The organism is Streptomyces sp. DSM 116795, from assembly GCF_055792905.1.
The window spans coordinates 6971858-6987154 of sequence record NZ_CM147707.1; the positions used below are offsets into that span (position 1 = coordinate 6971858).

12 protein-coding genes, 1 rRNA gene, 2 pseudogenes and 2 riboswitches are annotated in these 15297 nt (G+C 69.1%); of the genes and pseudogenes, 12 read left to right on the top strand and 3 right to left on the bottom strand.

What is annotated here, in order from left to right:
* Positions 1-132: 132 nt before the first annotated feature.
* The 11 genes and pseudogenes from rrf to ACSMXX_RS30170 all read left to right on the top strand — a co-directional run.
* A 5S ribosomal RNA gene (gene rrf / locus ACSMXX_RS30120) occupies positions 133-249 on the top strand.
* A 148-nt stretch (positions 250-397) separates the two neighbouring features.
* Entirely contained in the window at positions 398-1006 is a 609-nt protein-coding gene (locus tag ACSMXX_RS30125) for a CDP-alcohol phosphatidyltransferase family protein (protein ID WP_473181809.1), read from the top strand.
* Positions 1007-1114: 108 nt separating this feature from the next.
* Positions 1115-3610 carry a sugar phosphate nucleotidyltransferase gene (locus ACSMXX_RS30130; protein ID WP_473181810.1) on the top strand — a complete coding sequence of 832 codons (2496 nt, stop codon included), beginning with the start codon at positions 1115-1117 and terminating at the stop codon, positions 3608-3610.
* A 58-nt stretch (positions 3611-3668) separates the two neighbouring features.
* Complete coding sequence (locus tag ACSMXX_RS30135; RefSeq protein ID WP_473181811.1) at positions 3669-4565, top strand: DUF881 domain-containing protein; 897 nt, start codon at positions 3669-3671, stop codon at positions 4563-4565.
* Positions 4565-4897: a small basic family protein gene (locus ACSMXX_RS30140; protein ID WP_027750352.1), complete on the top strand. Its 333-nt coding sequence runs from the start codon at positions 4565-4567 to the stop codon at positions 4895-4897. Before ACSMXX_RS30135 ends, ACSMXX_RS30140 begins: the two co-directional genes overlap by 1 nt.
* Before the next feature lie 5 nt (positions 4898-4902).
* Positions 4903-5967 carry a DUF881 domain-containing protein gene (locus ACSMXX_RS30145; RefSeq protein WP_473181812.1) on the top strand — a complete coding sequence of 355 codons (1065 nt, stop codon included), beginning with the start codon at positions 4903-4905 and terminating at the stop codon, positions 5965-5967.
* A gap of 433 nt (positions 5968-6400) precedes the next feature.
* Positions 6401-6463: pseudogene (locus tag ACSMXX_RS30150) on the top strand (zinc-ribbon domain-containing protein); the annotation flags it as partial.
* A 21-nt stretch (positions 6464-6484) separates the two neighbouring features.
* Positions 6485-6928 carry an FHA domain-containing protein gene (locus tag ACSMXX_RS30155; protein ID WP_473185041.1) on the top strand — a complete coding sequence of 148 codons (444 nt, stop codon included), beginning with the start codon at positions 6485-6487 and terminating at the stop codon, positions 6926-6928.
* A gap of 479 nt (positions 6929-7407) precedes the next feature.
* On the top strand, positions 7408-7881 hold the full coding sequence (locus ACSMXX_RS30160) for a bifunctional nuclease family protein (protein WP_028437364.1): 474 nt from the start codon (positions 7408-7410) through the stop codon (positions 7879-7881).
* Positions 7882-8107: 226 nt separating this feature from the next.
* The gene (locus tag ACSMXX_RS30165) at positions 8108-8677 is read left to right on the top strand and encodes a MerR family transcriptional regulator (protein WP_473181813.1); all 570 of its coding nucleotides are present in this window, start codon (positions 8108-8110) and stop codon (positions 8675-8677) included.
* Positions 8678-8710: 33 nt separating this feature from the next.
* Positions 8711-10072, top strand: a pseudogene (locus ACSMXX_RS30170) (DNA polymerase IV); the annotation flags it as partial.
* A 71-nt stretch (positions 10073-10143) separates the two neighbouring features.
* On the opposite strand, the gene ACSMXX_RS30175 reads toward ACSMXX_RS30170, so the two are convergent.
* Positions 10144-10584 (bottom strand): PRC-barrel domain-containing protein, encoded by a 441-nt coding sequence (locus tag ACSMXX_RS30175; protein WP_473181814.1) that lies wholly within the window; start codon positions 10582-10584, stop codon positions 10144-10146.
* A gap of 256 nt (positions 10585-10840) precedes the next feature.
* A riboswitch (glycine riboswitch) is annotated at positions 10841-10935 on the top strand.
* Positions 10936-11061: riboswitch (glycine riboswitch) on the top strand.
* A 60-nt stretch (positions 11062-11121) separates the two neighbouring features.
* Here ACSMXX_RS30175 and gcvP point away from each other — a divergent pair.
* Positions 11122-14022 carry an aminomethyl-transferring glycine dehydrogenase gene (gcvP, locus tag ACSMXX_RS30180; RefSeq protein ID WP_473181815.1) on the top strand — a complete coding sequence of 967 codons (2901 nt, stop codon included), beginning with the start codon at positions 11122-11124 and terminating at the stop codon, positions 14020-14022.
* An 84-nt stretch (positions 14023-14106) separates the two neighbouring features.
* On the opposite strand, the gene ACSMXX_RS30185 is transcribed toward gcvP, so the two are convergent.
* Both ACSMXX_RS30185 and ACSMXX_RS30190 read right to left on the bottom strand, forming a co-directional pair.
* Positions 14107-14313 carry a DUF5999 family protein gene (locus ACSMXX_RS30185; protein ID WP_028437360.1) on the bottom strand — a complete coding sequence of 69 codons (207 nt, stop codon included), beginning with the start codon at positions 14311-14313 and terminating at the stop codon, positions 14107-14109.
* Positions 14314-14606: 293 nt separating this feature from the next.
* A complete protein-coding gene (locus ACSMXX_RS30190; protein WP_473181816.1) occupies positions 14607-15215 on the bottom strand; it encodes a hypothetical protein in 609 nt (202 codons plus the stop codon).
* Between the last annotated feature and the right edge of the window lie 82 nt (positions 15216-15297).

The following is a 15297-nucleotide window of genomic DNA, read 5'->3' on the forward strand; positions in this document are numbered from 1 at the left end:
TCCACTGTGCGGTATCTGAAGCAACAACCCCCACACCCCCAAGCAGGGGCAGCCGGGGCGGTTGTTGATATGTGAATAGTGCGCTGACACACACATACACAGGTTTCCCCCACCGTTGTGTGGGGGGTGTGTTTCGGTGGTCATAGCGTGAGGGAAACGCCCGGTCACATTCCGAACCCGGAAGCTAAGCCTTACTGCGCCGATGGTACTGCATGCGGGAGCGTGTGGGAGAGTAGGACACCGCCGAACTACCAGTAGAAGAAGCCCCGTTGGAATGGGAACACAACCCACACCAACGGGGCTTCTCTGCGTACGACGGGGGCCCTGTACCCGGGGCATGGCTGTGCCGGTAGTGTCTGGGTGCATCGTCGACGCGAGTGTTCACAGGAGGCTTCCGGTGGAGGTCCAGGACAGGAAGTCCGCGGAGGGCCGGGTCTTCACCATCCCGAACATCCTCAGCATGGCTCGTCTCGTCGGCGTGCCTGTGTTTCTGTGGCTGATCCTCTGGCCGGTCTTCGGCGGGCCGAACTGCGACGGCTGGGCACTGCTGGTCCTGGCGTTCAGCGGCATCAGCGACTACCTGGACGGCAAGCTCGCGCGCCGCTGGAACCAGGTGAGCGATCTCGGCCGGATCCTGGACCCTGCTGCCGACAGGCTGTACATCCTCTCCACACTGCTCGGGCTCACATGGCGCGAGATCCTCCCGCTGTGGCTCACGGCGACGCTGCTGGCGCGCGAACTTCTCCTTCTGGTGATGGTGTGGCTTCTGGACCGGCGCGGCTATGCGCCCCCGCAGGTGAACTTCCTCGGGAAGGCCGCGACGTTCAACTTGATGTACGCGTTTCCGCTGCTGCTTCTCAGTGACGGCACCGGCTGGATCGCGTCACTTGCGGCAGTTTTCGGATGGGCCTTCGCCGGCTGGGGAACGGCGCTCTACTGGTGGGCGGGGATCCTGTACGTGGTCCAGGTGCGTCGTCTGCTCAACGCGGGAACGACCGCCGCGTGAGAATTCTCCCAGGACGGAGCGGCTGGTTCGCGCCTGGGCAATGTGTGGTTCATCCCTGATCGGGGAAGTCGGTATGACCGTCGTCTTACCGAGGAGGACGCTTCCGATATGAAGGCCGTCGTTATGGCCGGCGGCGAAGGGACCCGCCTTCGCCCCATGACCTCGAGCATGCCCAAGCCGCTCCTGCCCGTGGCCAATCGGCCCATCATGGAGCACGTGCTGCGGTTGCTGAAGCGCCATGGACTCAACGAGACCGTGGTGACCGTGCAATTCCTCGCGTCCCTCGTCAGGAATTACTTCGGGGACGGTGAAGAGCTCGGCATGGAGCTGAGCTATGCCAACGAGGAGAAGCCCCTCGGCACGGCGGGCAGCGTGAAGAATGCGGAAGAGGCCCTCAAGGACGACTCCTTCCTCGTCATCTCCGGAGACGCGCTCACCGACTTCGACCTGACCGAACTCATCGAGTACCACAAGCGGCAGGGCGCGCTCGTCACCGTCTGCCTCACGCGTGTACCCAATCCCCTCGAGTTCGGTATCACCATCGTCGACGACGACGGAAGGGTGGAGCGATTCCTGGAGAAGCCCACCTGGGGGCAGGTCTTCTCGGACACCGTCAATACCGGGATCTACGTCATGGAGCCCGAGGTCTTCGACTACGTGGAACCGGATGTGTCCGTCGACTGGTCCGGCGACGTCTTCCCGCAGCTGATGAAGGAAGGCAAGCCCGTCTACGGCTTCGTGGCCGAAGGGTACTGGGAGGACGTCGGCACACACGAAAGCTATGTGAAGGCACAGGCCGACGTGCTCGAGGGCAAGGTCGAGGTCGACATCGACGGCTTCGAGATCTCCCCCGGCGTGTGGGTCGCCGAGGGCGCCGAGGTCCACTCGGACGCGGTGCTGCGTGGCCCTCTCTACATCGGTGACTACGCGAAGGTCGAAGCGGGCGCCGAACTCCGCGAGCACTCCGTCATCGGTTCCAACGTCGTCGTCAAGAGCGGCGCCTTCCTCCACCGCGCCGTCGTGGACGACAACGTCTACATCGGGCCGCAGGCGAATCTGCGCGGCTGCGTCATCGGCAAGAACACCGACATCATGCGCGCGGCCCGCATCGAGGACGGTGCCGTCATCGGGGACGAGTGCCTCATCGGCGAGGAGTCCATCGTCCAGGGCAATGTGCGGGTGTACCCCTTCAAGACCGTAGAGGCAGGCGCGTTCGTCAACACGTCGGTCATCTGGGAGTCGAGGGGCCAGGCCCATCTCTTCGGCGCGCGTGGCGTCTCGGGAATCGTGAACGTCGAGATCACGCCGGAACTCGCCGTACGGCTCGCCGGGGCTTACGCGACCACCCTGAAGAAGGGGTCGACCGTCACCACCGCTCGCGACCACTCCCGCGGTGCCCGCGCGCTGAAGCGGGCCATGATCTCCGCGCTGCAGACCAGCGCCATCGACGTGCGGGACCTGGAGAACGTCCCGCTGCCCGTCGCCCGCCAGCAGACGGCACGCGGAAGCGCCGGCGGCATCATGATCCGTACGACACCCGGAGTGCCGGAGAACGTCGACATCATGTTCTTCGACGAACGCGGAGCCGACCTGTCCCAGGCCGCGCAGCGCAAACTCGACCGGGTCTTCGCGCGGCAGGAGTACCGGCGGGCGTTCCCGGGCGAGATCGGCGATCTGCGGTTCCCCGCGAGCGTGTACGACTCCTACACGGGCTCGTTGCTGCGCTCCGTCGACACCACCGGCGTCGAGGAGGCCGGCCTCAAGGTCGTCGTGGACGCGTCCAACGGCAGCGCCGGGCTCGTTCTGCCGAGCCTCCTGGGGCGGCTCGGTGTGGATTCGCTGACCATCAACCCCGGCCTGGACGAGTCCCGCCCGACCGAGACCGCCGACGAGCGCCGCTCGGGCCTCGTCAGGCTCGGCGAGATCGTCGCTTCCGCGCGCGCCGCCTTCGGCATCCGCTTTGACCCGGTCGGTGACCGCCTGTCCCTCGTGGACGAGCGCGGCCGGATCATCGAGGACGACAGGGCACTCCTGGTGATGCTCGACCTGATCGCCGCCGAGCGGCGCAGCGGGAAGGTGGCTCTGCCGGTGACCACGACCCGTATCGCCGAACAGGTCGCGGCCTACCACGGCACACAGGTGGAGTGGACGACGACGTCCCCCGACGACCTGACGCGCGTCGGCCGTGACGAGACGACGGTCTTCGGGGGCGACGGCCGTGGTGGGTACATCACCCCGGAGTTCAGCTCCGTCTTCGACGGCTCGGCCGCCTTCGTACGCCTCATCGGTCTCGTCGCCCGGGCGCAGCTCACACTCAGCCAGATCGACGCACGTATTCCGAGGGCACACGTACTCAAGCGTGACCTCGCGACACCCTGGGCGGTGAAGGGGCTCGTCATGCGGACCGTCGTCGAGGCCGCGGGCGACCGTTCCGTGGACACCACGGACGGCATCCGGATCGTGGAGTCCGACGGCCGGTGGGTGATGGTGCTTCCTGATCCCGCAGAGGCGGTCACCCATCTGTGGGCGGAAGGGCCCGACGACGCCTCGGCGCAGGCATTGCTGGACGAATGGTCCGCAGTGGTCGACAGCGCGGGCCGCTGATCGCAGAAGGGGTGGGCGGGTTCGGCGGCAGTGACCTTGCCGTGCGACGATGTGCGTCATGTCGCAGCAGCACCCTGAAGGGAGTACGGCTTCGGGGCGTGCGCGGCCAGATGCCTCCATGTCGCTGCTGACCAACGCGATGCACCACAGCCTCGACGACGGGTACGCACAGGCCGCTGCCCGCCGCGGAGCCGAAGGCCGGTCCGGCATGCCGCGGACCGTCAGCGCGAAGCTCTGGCTCGCCGCCGGGCTGGTGCTGGCCGCGCTGGTCGTCACCGTGGGGGCCGCCCAGGCACGGGTGTCCGCACCCGAACTCGCCAAGGAGCGGCAGGAGTTGATCACACGGATCGACGACGGCGACCGGCGTGCGGACTCACTGCAGAAGAGCGTCGACCAGCTCCGTAAGGACGTCGAGGCGCGGCAGCGCAAGGCTCTTGAGAAGCACGGGGGCGACGAGGCGGAGGTGGCAGGGCTGCTCTCGGGCGCGTTGCCAGTGCACGGGCCGGGCATCAAGCTGACCGTCGACGACGCCAAGGACACGCAGGACAGTGACTCCGGCGGCCCCCGTCAGAGCAGCGGATTCTCTGACAACGGGCGGGTGCGCGACCGGGATCTGCAGCGCGTGGTCAACGGCCTCTGGGAGTCGGGAGCCGAGGCCGTGTCCGTCAACGGTCAGCGCCTGACGTCACTTTCGGCGATCCGGGCCGCGGGCGACGCGATACTTGTGGACAACAAGCCGCTCGTGCCTCCGTACACCCTTCTCGCTCTGGGGCCGGGGAAGAAGATGAGCACGGCGTTCCAGGACAGTGCCGACGGGCAGTACTTGCAGGTGCTGCAGGAGAACTACGGTGTGCGCACCAGCATCAGCACTCAGGACGAGGTGCGGCTGCCCGCCGCGCCGAGCCTGATCGTACGAACGGCAAAGCCGGTGCAGACAGGAGAGGGCAGCAGATAGTGATCGCCGTACTGGGCCTCATCGTCGGGGTCGTGGCCGGGCTCGTGGTCCGGCCCGTCGTCCCGACGGTCGTCGAGCCCTATCTCCCGATCGCCGTTGTCGCGGCGCTGGACGCGGTCTTCGGCGGACTGCGGGCCATGCTCGACGGGATCTTCGACGACAAGGTGTTCGTCGTGTCGTTCCTGTCGAACGTGGTTGTCGCGGCGCTGATCGTGTTCCTCGGCGACAAGCTCGGTGTGGGTGCACAACTGTCCACCGGCGTCGTGGTGGTGCTCGGTATCCGCATCTTCTCCAACGCAGCCGCGATCCGGCGGCACGTGTTCCGGGCGTGAGGCCGATGAGCGACGGAGACGGCAACAAGCACCCCGGTGAACTGCCCCCCGAGGAGCCGGCGGGGGAGGGCGGCCCGGACCGGGACCGCGGCCCCTCCCGGCCAGTTGAGGAAGAGCGGGAAGGACGCACGCCCGGGAGCGCGGGGAGCGCCCGGCCCGGCAGGTCGCCCGGTGACGACGGCGACCCGGACGGGGATTCGCGGCATCCGCCGCAGAACCCGGTGGAGCCCGCTGACTCGGAGCCCGGCGACTCGGAAGACGGGGACGCACGCGGAGGGGCGCCACGCGAACCTGCGCGTGAGCAGCAGCCAACACCCGCTGATTCCGCAGGTGTTCCGCAGGAGCCGGAGCGTACGGGCCGGCAGCGGCTGGCGCAGGCGGTCTGGCCGCCCCGTGTGACGAGAGCCCAACTCATCGTCGCGCTCCTGCTGTTCGTGCTCGGCCTCGGGCTGGCGATCCAGGTCCGTTCCACGAGTGAGAACAGTGCGCTGCGCGGCGCGCGCCAGGAGGACCTGGTGCGCATCCTCGACGAACTGGACGACCGCACCAAGCGGCTCGAGGACGAGAAGCAGAGTCTCGAGGGCCAGCGCACCGAGTTGGAGAACAGCTCGGACCAGGCCGAGGAGGCCCGCAAGCAGACGCGCCAGAAGGCACGCCAACTCGGCGTGCTCGCAGGTACGGTGGGCGCTCAGGGGCCGGGGATCGAGCTGACCGTGTCTGATCCCGGCAAGTCCGTCGAGGCGGACATGCTCCTCGACGCCGTGCAGGAGCTCCGTGCCGCCGGCGCCGAGGCGATCGAGGTCAACAACGTACGAGTGGTTGCGAATACGTACTTCTCGGACAGCCCGGGCGGTGTGAGTGTGGACGGACACAAGATCAGTCCGCCGTACCGCTTTCAGGTGATCGGCAAGCCCAAGGACCTGGAGCCGGCCCTCAACATCCCCGGCGGTGTCGTGCAGACGCTGCGGAAGGAACAGGCCGACGCCTCGGTCAAGCCGTCCCAGGAGATCGTCGTGAACGCCTTGCGCTCTGCGAAACGGCCTGATTACGCTCGGTCATCCGGGCGTTGAGGTGGCGGCGGAGTCTTGCGGGGGGTCGGCGGACCCGGTGACCATCGCGTGAGGGAAACTGTCCGAAGGCCAGGGACGTTGTCTGGGCGTCGTACCGGCGGAGTGAGAGCATCGAAGGTCTGTCCTGCCCCACGGGCGGGTCTGTTTCGTGCGAGGGGAATCGCCCGTGAGTTTTTTTGCAAGGTTGTTCGGCAAGGGCCGCCAGGACCACGGCGGTAACGCCGCGCGGCGCCGGACCTCCCGGCAGCACGATGCTGCGGCGGGCACCGAGGGCGAGGGTGCCGGACGGCCGCTGTTCCGCGACGAGATCACCGCTCCCGGCGCTGGCCATGCGGGTGGTCAGGACGGGGTTTCGGTTGACCCCGCAGCATCGGGCCGCATAGGTTCCGGTGCACCATCAACCTCGAACAAGGGTGGAGGATCTGCCGTGCCGGTGTGTAGCAGGTGCGGGACCCAGGTCGCAGAGGCGAGCCGGTTCTGTTCCAACTGCGGGGCACCGCTCCGGGGCGGGGCCCCCGTGGTCGAGGGTTCCTCCGAGACGACCTCCACCATCTCGATCTCCGGCCTGGAGGCTTACGAGGCGGAGGCCACCGGCCAGCAGACTCCGCCGCTTTCCCCGGAGGCACAGGCCGCGGTCGACGCGCTTCCCCTGGGCTCAGCCTTGATGGTCGTCCGCCGCGGGCCCAACTCCGGCAGCCGCTTCCTGCTGGACGGGGAGCTCACCACCGCAGGCCGCCATCCCGAGAGCGACATCTTCCTTGACGATGTGACTGTCTCGCGGCGGCACGTGGAGTTCCGCCGTGGCCCCGACGGTGTCTTCACCGTCTCGGACGTCGGCAGCCTCAACGGCACGTACGTCAACCGGGAGCGCATCGAAGCCGGCGTTCCGCTCGCCAACGGCGACGAGGTGCAGATCGGCAAGTTCCGCCTCGTCTTCTTCGCCAGCAAGCGCGCGGTCTGACATACCGGTCTGACATACGTCGCAGGCCCACGGAGCCCTGCCACAGGCGGTGGGCAGAGAGCCCTGCGGTCACGGCTGCGAAGACCGGTCCGCGTGAGACCACGGAGGGCCGGGCTCTGCCACGTCGCCGCAGGGCCAGCGCCGCGCTCGCCGCAGGGCTCGGCGGCGTCCCGGCGGCTGCACTGTGACCAACGTCCCCTCTCAAGTGATCAAAGAGCAGCTGGACGCCGTCGTCCGGGCCCGATGCGGATTTCCGCCCGTACGGACACCTCCGGGGCGCCGGCTGTCCGCCCGGGCGGGGAATCCGCGTCGTGGGCCACCGTCCATGCAGGTCCGTACGGCCTTTGTGCGGGCGGCGCCGCGGTTCCGGGCCGCTGAGCAGGGCGACGTGGAGCGGCGGCCGGGTGAGTAGGTTCATACGACAGCTCAGGGTGGGTCCCGACTACCCAAACAGGCGGGGCACGGCCTAGGGTTGCTGTGTGAACGAGCTCGACGTTGTGGGTGTCCGGGTCGAAATGCCCTCCAACCAACCGATCGTGCTGCTGCGTGAAGTGGGTGGCGACCGGTACCTCCCCATCTGGATCGGCCCAGGGGAGGCGACCGCGATCGCCTTCGCGCAGCAGGGCATGACGCCTGCTCGCCCGCTCACCCATGATCTGTTCAAGGACGTCCTGGAGGCTGTGGGGCAGGAGCTCACGGCCGTCCGTATCACCGACCTGCGCGAAGGCGTGTTCTACGCCGAGCTGGTCTTCGCCAGCGGCGTCGAGGTCAGCGCCCGCCCGTCGGACGCCATAGCGCTTGCTCTGCGCACCGGTACGCCGATCTACGGCAGCGAAGGTGTGCTGGACGACGCGGGGATCGCCATTCCGGACGAGCAGGAGGACGAGGTGGAGAAGTTCCGCGAGTTCCTCGACCAGATCTCGCCCGAGGACTTCGGCACCAGTAGTCAGTGACCCTCCCGGGCCGCCGTCCCGCGCCCGCTCCGCCCGCGTGTGGACCGTGACGTCTTCCCTGCTCACGGTTACGGCAAACCACTCCTTGGGGCAATATCACCCGGCGTGCCGAGTGTGGCGATCGTTGACGCACCACGGGTGACTGCCTACCTTCAGTGAGGCAGGTCCTGGGGTATGCCCCGGGACGTGGAGGACGGAGGTCGGCGTGAGAAGTACCGGCGACGGTATGGCAGCGGACGGTTCTCCTCCGCCGGGGGGTTCCACAGCGCCGTCGCCGGGGGAGAGCGCAGGGGCCGAATCACAGGACCTGGTCGGATACCGCGGACCGACTGCTTGCTCCGCCGCAGGCATCACCTACCGCCAGCTCGACTACTGGGCGCGCACCGGGCTCGTGGAGCCGAGCATCCGCCCCGCGTACGGATCCGGCAGCCAGCGGCTCTACAGCTTCCGCGACATCGTGGTCCTCAAGATCGTCAAACGGCTGCTGGACACCGGCGTATCGCTGCAGAACATCCGCACCGCCGTCCAGCACCTGCGCTCCCGTGGCCGGACCGACCTGGCCAAGATGACGCTCATGAGCGACGGCGCCACCGTCTACGAGTGCTCCTCGCCCGACGAGGTCGTCGACCTGCTGCAGGGCGGACAGGGCGTTTTCGGGATCGCCGTGGGAGTGGTGTGGAAGGACGTCGAGGCGGCCCTGGCGCAGCTGCACGGCGAACACGTCGACTCGGGCGAGACCATCGTCGGCGACCATCCCGGGGACGAACTGGCACGGCGCCGCAACCGCGCCGGCTGAGACTGTCGGACCCATGCGGCAGCATCGACAAGTGTGAGAAGCGTTCCGACGATCCTGCACCTGGACATGGACGCCTTCTTCGCTGCCGTCGAGCAGGCTTCCAAGCCCAGCCTCCGGGGGAAGCCGGTCGTCGTGGGCGGTCTCGGCCCGCGCGGAGTCGTCTCCACGGCGTCGTACGAGGCGCGGATCTTCGGCGTCCATTCGGCCATGCCCATGGCGCAGGCCCGTCGGCTGTGCCCCAATGCCGCCTATCTCGCACCTCGCTTCAGCCTCTACCGGGAGGTGAGCGAAGCCGTGATGGAGATCCTCGGTGAGCTGTCGCCGCTCGTGGAGCCACTCAGCCTGGACGAGGCGTTCGTCGACCTCGAGGCGGGTGACGCGCTGACGGAAGGCTCTGCCTCCCTTGCCGTACGGGCCGTCGGTGAGCGCTTGCGGGACAGCATCAGCAAGAGCACGGGCCTCAACGGATCGGTGGGACTGGCCGGCTCCAAGATGCTGGCCAAGATCGCATCGGAGGAGGCCAAGCCGGACGGACTCGTCGTCATAGAGCCGGGGACGGAGCGTGAGCTCCTGGCTCCCATGTCCGTACGCACCCTGCCAGGGGTCGGCCCGGCCACGGCCGAGGTCCTCCGCCGGGCGGGGATCACCACGGTCGGGGACACGGCGGAGGCGGGAGAGGCGGAGTTGCTGAGGCTCCTCGGCCGAGCGCACGGCACCTCGCTGTACGCGATGGCGAACGGATGGGACGACCGCCCGGTGATCGCGGAGCGCGATGCGAAGTCCGTGTCGGTGGAGGACACCTTCGACGTGGACCTCACCGACCGGGCGCTCGTACAGGCCCATGTCGCGCGGCTAGCCGACCGCTGTGTGGAGCGGCTGCAGGCGGCGGGGAGGTCCGGGCGCACCGTTGCGATCAAGGTGCGGAGCTACGACTTCTCCACGCTGACGCGCTCGGAGACGCTGCGGGGCCCCACCGACGACCGCGGCGTGGTGCGGGAGGCGGCGGCCAGGCTGATCGACACGGTGGACACCACCGCCGGGGTACGGCTGCTCGGTGTCGGCGTGAGCGGTCTGGCGGACTTCACACAGGAGGACCTGTTCGCACAGGCACAGGCCACGGCGGATGCGGCTGAAGCGATGGCGGCGGCCGACGACGCCCGGCAGCGGGAGGGACCGGGCCCGGCGGCCGCGCCCGAGGCGGCCGAGGCGCCGGCCGACCGGCGCTGGGTCCCGGGGCGGGACGTACGGCATGCGGAACATGGCCACGGCTGGGTGCAGGGCAGCGGCCTCGGACGGGTCACCGTGCGGTTTGAGGATCCGGGGTCGGTGCCCGGGCGAGTCCGTACCTTCTCCGTGGACGATCCCGCTCTGGAGGCGGCCGAGCCGCCGCCCCTCGCGGCGATGTCGCGCACGGAAAGTACGGACTCGTTGGGCCGGACGGGGGAGGCGGCCAGGGAGGAATCGGTTCAGCTCTCGGAACCCGCTATCCGCCCGAAGTCCCTGTCGGGAGCGGGTGAGACGGAGGAGGAAGCGGCGGGAGAGTCCTCGGACGCCGGGGACGGGGAGGCAGAGGGGCGCGAGGCTTCCGCGGAGGGCGGCACGTCCAGTCCGTAGTGGAGATAGAGCTGGAGCTCCTGGCGGGGGGAGAGGTGTCTGCCCACGCCCAGTACGGGGGTGCTGCGCACCAGAGCGCGGTCGAAGGGGACGCGCAGGAAGCCGCTGACGAGTTCGCTCGGCTCCAGCGGTACGAGGGTCTCGCGCCGGAGAAGCCCGGTGCGCACGGCAGCCCACTCGGGTTCGCCCGTCGCGTCGTCGAGATACACCTCGCCCACCGTTCCGATCTTGCAGCCGCTGCTGTCGAGTGCTTTGCGTCCGATCAGGCTCCGGGGATCGATGTCGTGCTGCACGGTCCCTCCAAGTCGACGTGACCAGGGCACCGGGTGCGTGACGATAAGAGGCCGGTCCTGGGTCTGGTGGTTTGACGAACCCCTCCCTCGGCCTGTCGTACTGCCGCGCAACGGCGTGCTGCGGGGGCGCCGGGGGACGCCGGGAGCCGGTCGTACAAGCCGTATTACCACCCAAAGGCACATTTCAGCGGTTGGCCACCCGAGTGCACCTCCGGCTCCTGCCGGACAAACCGCTGGTAGGCTCGGAAGCGGCTGTTGACCCCGAGCGGGAGAGTCCTCCGGTGCAGCCGGAGGCGCCGAAGGAGCAACTCCTCCCCGGAATCTCTCAGGCTCACGTACCGCGCGGGCGAGGTCACTCTGGAAAGCAGGGCGGGCCGAGCAGTGCCTGGGCTCCTCCTCACCGACGGTGAAAGCCGGGTTCCCGTCCAGCCGGGCGGACCGGTGAAACTCTCAGGTCGAGATGACAGAGGGGGAGGGCGTCCGGGCACCAGCGCCATGGTGTCCCCGTAGGTCACAGCGACCAGGAGGCCCCCGCAGATGACTGCCAACCGCATCCCTCTCACCGATCTGGAACGCGGAACTCCCTTCGAACGACGGCACATCGGCCCCGATACCGGTGCGCAGGCCAAGATGCTCGCCCAGGTCGGGTACGGCTCCCTCGACGAGCTGACGGCCGCGGCGGTCCCCGAAGTGATCAAGAGCAATGAGGCCCTGCGTCTGCCTCCCGCCCGAACCGAGGCCGAGGTCGTCGCGGAGCTGCGGGAGTTCGCCGCCCGCAACCAGGTGCTCCCGTCCATGATCGGCCTCGGCTACTACGGGACCTTCACGCCCGCGGTCGTCCTGCGCAACGTCATGGAGAACCCGGCCTGGTACACCGCGTACACGCCGTATCAGCCGGAGATCTCGCAGGGCCGCCTGGAGGCTCTGCTCAACTTCCAGACCATGGTGGCCGACCTGACGGGTCTGCCGACCTCCGGCGCCTCCCTCCTGGACGAGCCCACGGCGGCGGCCGAGGCCATGGCCCTCTCCCGCCGTGTCGGCAAGGTCAAGCAAGGCGTCTTCCTCGTCGACGCGGACTGCCTTCCGCAGACGATCGCCGTCATCCGCACCCGCGCCGAGCCGACCGGCGTCGAGGTCGTCGTAGCGGACCTGGACGACGGCATCCCCGCGGACGTGGCGGAGCGGGGCGTCTTCGGGATGCTGCTGCAGTACCCGGGAGCCTCCGGCGCCGTGCGGGACCACCGTGCCGTCATCGATCAGGCTCACGAACTGGGTGCGGTCGTGACCGTCGCCGCCGATCTGCTGGCCCTCACGCTGCTGACCTCCCCGGGCTCGCTCGGCGCGGACATCGCAGTCGGCTCCAGTCAGCGTTTCGGTGTGCCCATGGGCTTCGGCGGGCCGCACGCGGGCTACATGTCGGTGCGCGAGAGCTACGCGCGCAGCCTCCCCGGCCGCCTCGTCGGAGTCTCCAAGGACGCCGACGGCTCGCAGGCCTACCGCCTCGCCCTGCAGACCCGCGAGCAGCACATCCGCCGCGAGAAGGCCACCAGCAACATCTGCACTGCCCAGGTGCTGCTCGCGGTGATGTCCGGGATGTACGCGGTGCACCACGGGCCGGAGGGCCTTGCGCACATCGCACGCCGTACGCACCGCTACGCGACGCTGCTCGCCGAGGGGCTGCGCGCAGGCGGCGTCGAGATCGTGCACGGCAGCTACTTCGACACCGTCACCGCCCGGGTGCCGGGCCGTGCGGCCGAGATCGTCGCCCGTGCGCGGGAAGCCGGTGTGAATGTGCGGGAGACAGACGCCGACCACGTCGGCATGGCCTGCGACGAGACCACGAACCGGGCGCAGCTGGAGGCCGCCTGGTCCGCCTTCGGCGTCGAGGCGGATCCCGCCGAGCTGGACGCCCGCGCTGCGGACGACGCCCTGCCCGACGCACTGCCCGAGGCGCTGCTGCGCACCGACGACTACCTGACGCACCCCGTCTTCCACGAGTACCGGTCCGAGACGGCGATGCTGCGCTACCTGCGCAGGCTGGCCGACCGCGACTACGCGCTGGACCGCGGCATGATCCCGCTCGGGTCGTGCACGATGAAGCTCAACGCGACAACCGAGATGGAGGCCGTCACCTGGCCCGAGTTCGCGGGGCTGCATCCCTTCGCACCGGCCGACCAGGCCGAGGGCTACATTGCGCTCATCCGCCAGCTCGAAGAGCAGCTCGCGGAGATCACCGGCTACGACGCGGTCTCCCTGCAGCCCAACGCCGGCTCGCAGGGCGAACTGGCCGGGCTGCTCGCCGTACGCGCCTACCACCGCTCACGCGGCGACGACCAGCGCACCGTGTGCCTGATCCCCTCCTCTGCGCACGGCACCAACGCTGCCAGCGCCGTGATGGCGGGCATGCGCGTGGTGGTCGTCAGGACCAGCGAGGACGGTGACGTGGACACCGCCGACCTGCGCGCGAAGATCGAGCAGTACGGCGACGAACTGTCGGTGCTGATGGTCACCTACCCCTCCACGCACGGGGTCTTCGAGGAGAACATCACCGAGATCTGCGCCGCCGTGCACGACGCCGGCGGTCAGGTCTACGTGGACGGCGCGAACCTCAACGCGCTGATGGGGCTCGCGCGGCCCGGCAAGTTCGGTGCCGACGTCTCCCATCTGAACCTGCACAAGACCTTCTGCATCCCGCACGGCGGCGGCGGTCCCGGCGTCGGCCCGATCGGGGTGCGCGAGCACCTCGCCCCGCACCTGCCCAACCACCCGCTGCAGCCCGCCGCGGGACCGGCGAGCGGCATCGGCCCCGTCTCCGGCTCACCCTGGGGCTCGGCCGGGATCCTGCCGATCTCCTGGGCGTACGTGCGGCTGATGGGAGCCGAAGGGCTGCGCCGTGCCACACAGGTCGCGGTGCTCGGCGCGAACTACATCGCCAAGCGCCTGGAACCGCACTACCCGGTGCTCTACACGGGGCCGCGCGGGCTGGTCGCGCACGAGTGCATCATCGACGTACGGCCGCTGGCGAAGCAGACCGGCGTCACCATCGACGACGTGGCCAAGCGGCTGATCGACTACGGCTTCCACGCACCGACCATGTCGTTCCCCGTGCCGGGCACGCTCATGACGGAGCCCACGGAGAGCGAGGACTTGGCAGAGCTGGACCGCTTCTGCGAGGCGATGATCGAGATCCGCGGTGAGATCGACAAGGTCGGCTCGGGGGAGTGGCCCGCCGAGAACAATCCGCTGCGCAACGCGCCGCACACCGCAGGGCAGTTGAGCGGGGACTGGGCGCACCCCTACGGGCGCGAGGAGGCGGTGTTCCCCGCGGGAGTCAGCGCCTCGGACAAGTACTGGCCGCCGGTGCGGCGTATCGACGGCGCCTTCGGCGACCGCAATCTGGTGTGCTCCTGCCCGCCGTTGGAGGAGTACGACGGCTGAGCCGGCGCGGCGGAGCAACGCCGCATACGTCAGGGCCGGTTCGGTGGGACACCGGGCCGGCCCTGGCTCTGCGCCGCTGCGGGATCAGGCGGCGGTGGCGATGTTGCGGCTGTCGAGCGGACGGTGCGGATCGATGATCTTGCCGTCCGGCAGGAGTTCACCCGTGTCCTCGAAGAGGAGAACACCATTGCACAGCAGGCTCCAGCCCTGTTCCGGGAAGTGAGCCACAGGGTGTGCGGCTTCCCGGTCGGCGGACTCGGCTGTCGGGCAAGGTGGCTGGTGCTGGCACATTGTCGCTGTCGTCTTCCGTAGTGTCGTGATGTCCGTGTTGCGGCTGGTAACGGTGTCCATTGCCGCCCCCCGTTCCGGTGCGTGTCCCAGTGTTCCCCCGCGGAGGAGATTCCGCAGGGATTTCGTGTCACCACTCCTCAACCAGGACAGACGCATCACTCGTGCGGGTGGTTGCCGTCAACTCCACCGCTGTTACGGGTGGTTTGCCGTATTGGTGCTGCGGGGAGCCCTGGCCCGGAACCGCGCGAGGTGCCGCGTACCGTACCGCACCTCGTTCACATCCCCCGCTTCGTTCACGCCCCGCTTCGCAGCAGCGTCGTCGTCGTGACCGAACGCCTGGTCAGCAGCGGCAGCAGCGCGTCCGCCCGGTGCGGTACGCGGGCAGCGATGCCCGGAGGAGCGGGCGCCAGCGGGATCAGCAGGTCGGAGGGCTGCGGTGTGCCCTCGGTCATGTCCGCGTCGGCGTTCCCGTGCAGCCACAGCGTGAGCATGTACAGCCGCGGCACGGACAGCAGCCGGGGCTGGTGGAGCCCGGGCAGCGACTCGGCCTGCCGCAGGGCCCGTTGGGACGAGGCGACGTAGGGGCCGCCGCAGAAGTACGCGAACGCCCACCCGTCGGAGGTGAGCAGTGTCTCCGCGGCGCCGACCGCGGCCGATCCGGCGGGGGCGCCCGCATCCCGCAGCAGGAAGCGCCAGCCGGTGAGCCGCGTGGACGGGGCCGCGGCGGCCGGGCGGTCTCCGGTCAACTCATGGACGGGCAGCGGGAGTTCGATCTCCAGTGCGCGCCCGGCTCCGTCCGCGGTGAGAGGCGTGCGTCCCCGGTGCGCGGGAGGCCGGGTGCGAAGCGCCGCAAGGACGCTGCGTGATGCGGAAACCGGGGCGGAAGGGACCTGCAGCGGCATGATGGGTCGCCACCTCTCACTGGAGATCACGTGGTGCTCTGCATGGCGCGGACAGCACTGTCGGCGTGGGAAGACCGCGAGC

Excerpts from the sequence above, each read along its gene's own strand:
- gcvP (WP_473181815.1), top strand. The coding sequence starts at position 11,122 with ATGACTGCCAACCGCATCCCTCTCACCGATCTGGAACGCGGAACTCCC.
- ACSMXX_RS30190 (WP_473181816.1), bottom strand. The coding sequence starts at position 15,215 with ATGCCGCTGCAGGTCCCTTCCGCCCCGGTTTCCGCATCACGCAGCGTC.
- ACSMXX_RS30185 (WP_028437360.1), bottom strand. The coding sequence starts at position 14,313 with ATGTGCCAGCACCAGCCACCTTGCCCGACAGCCGAGTCCGCCGACCGG.
- ACSMXX_RS30130 (WP_473181810.1), top strand. The coding sequence starts at position 1,115 with ATGAAGGCCGTCGTTATGGCCGGCGGCGAAGGGACCCGCCTTCGCCCC.
- ACSMXX_RS30135 (WP_473181811.1), top strand. The coding sequence starts at position 3,669 with ATGTCGCAGCAGCACCCTGAAGGGAGTACGGCTTCGGGGCGTGCGCGG.
- ACSMXX_RS30165 (WP_473181813.1), top strand. The coding sequence starts at position 8,108 with ATGGCAGCGGACGGTTCTCCTCCGCCGGGGGGTTCCACAGCGCCGTCG.
- ACSMXX_RS30145 (WP_473181812.1), top strand. The coding sequence starts at position 4,903 with ATGAGCGACGGAGACGGCAACAAGCACCCCGGTGAACTGCCCCCCGAG.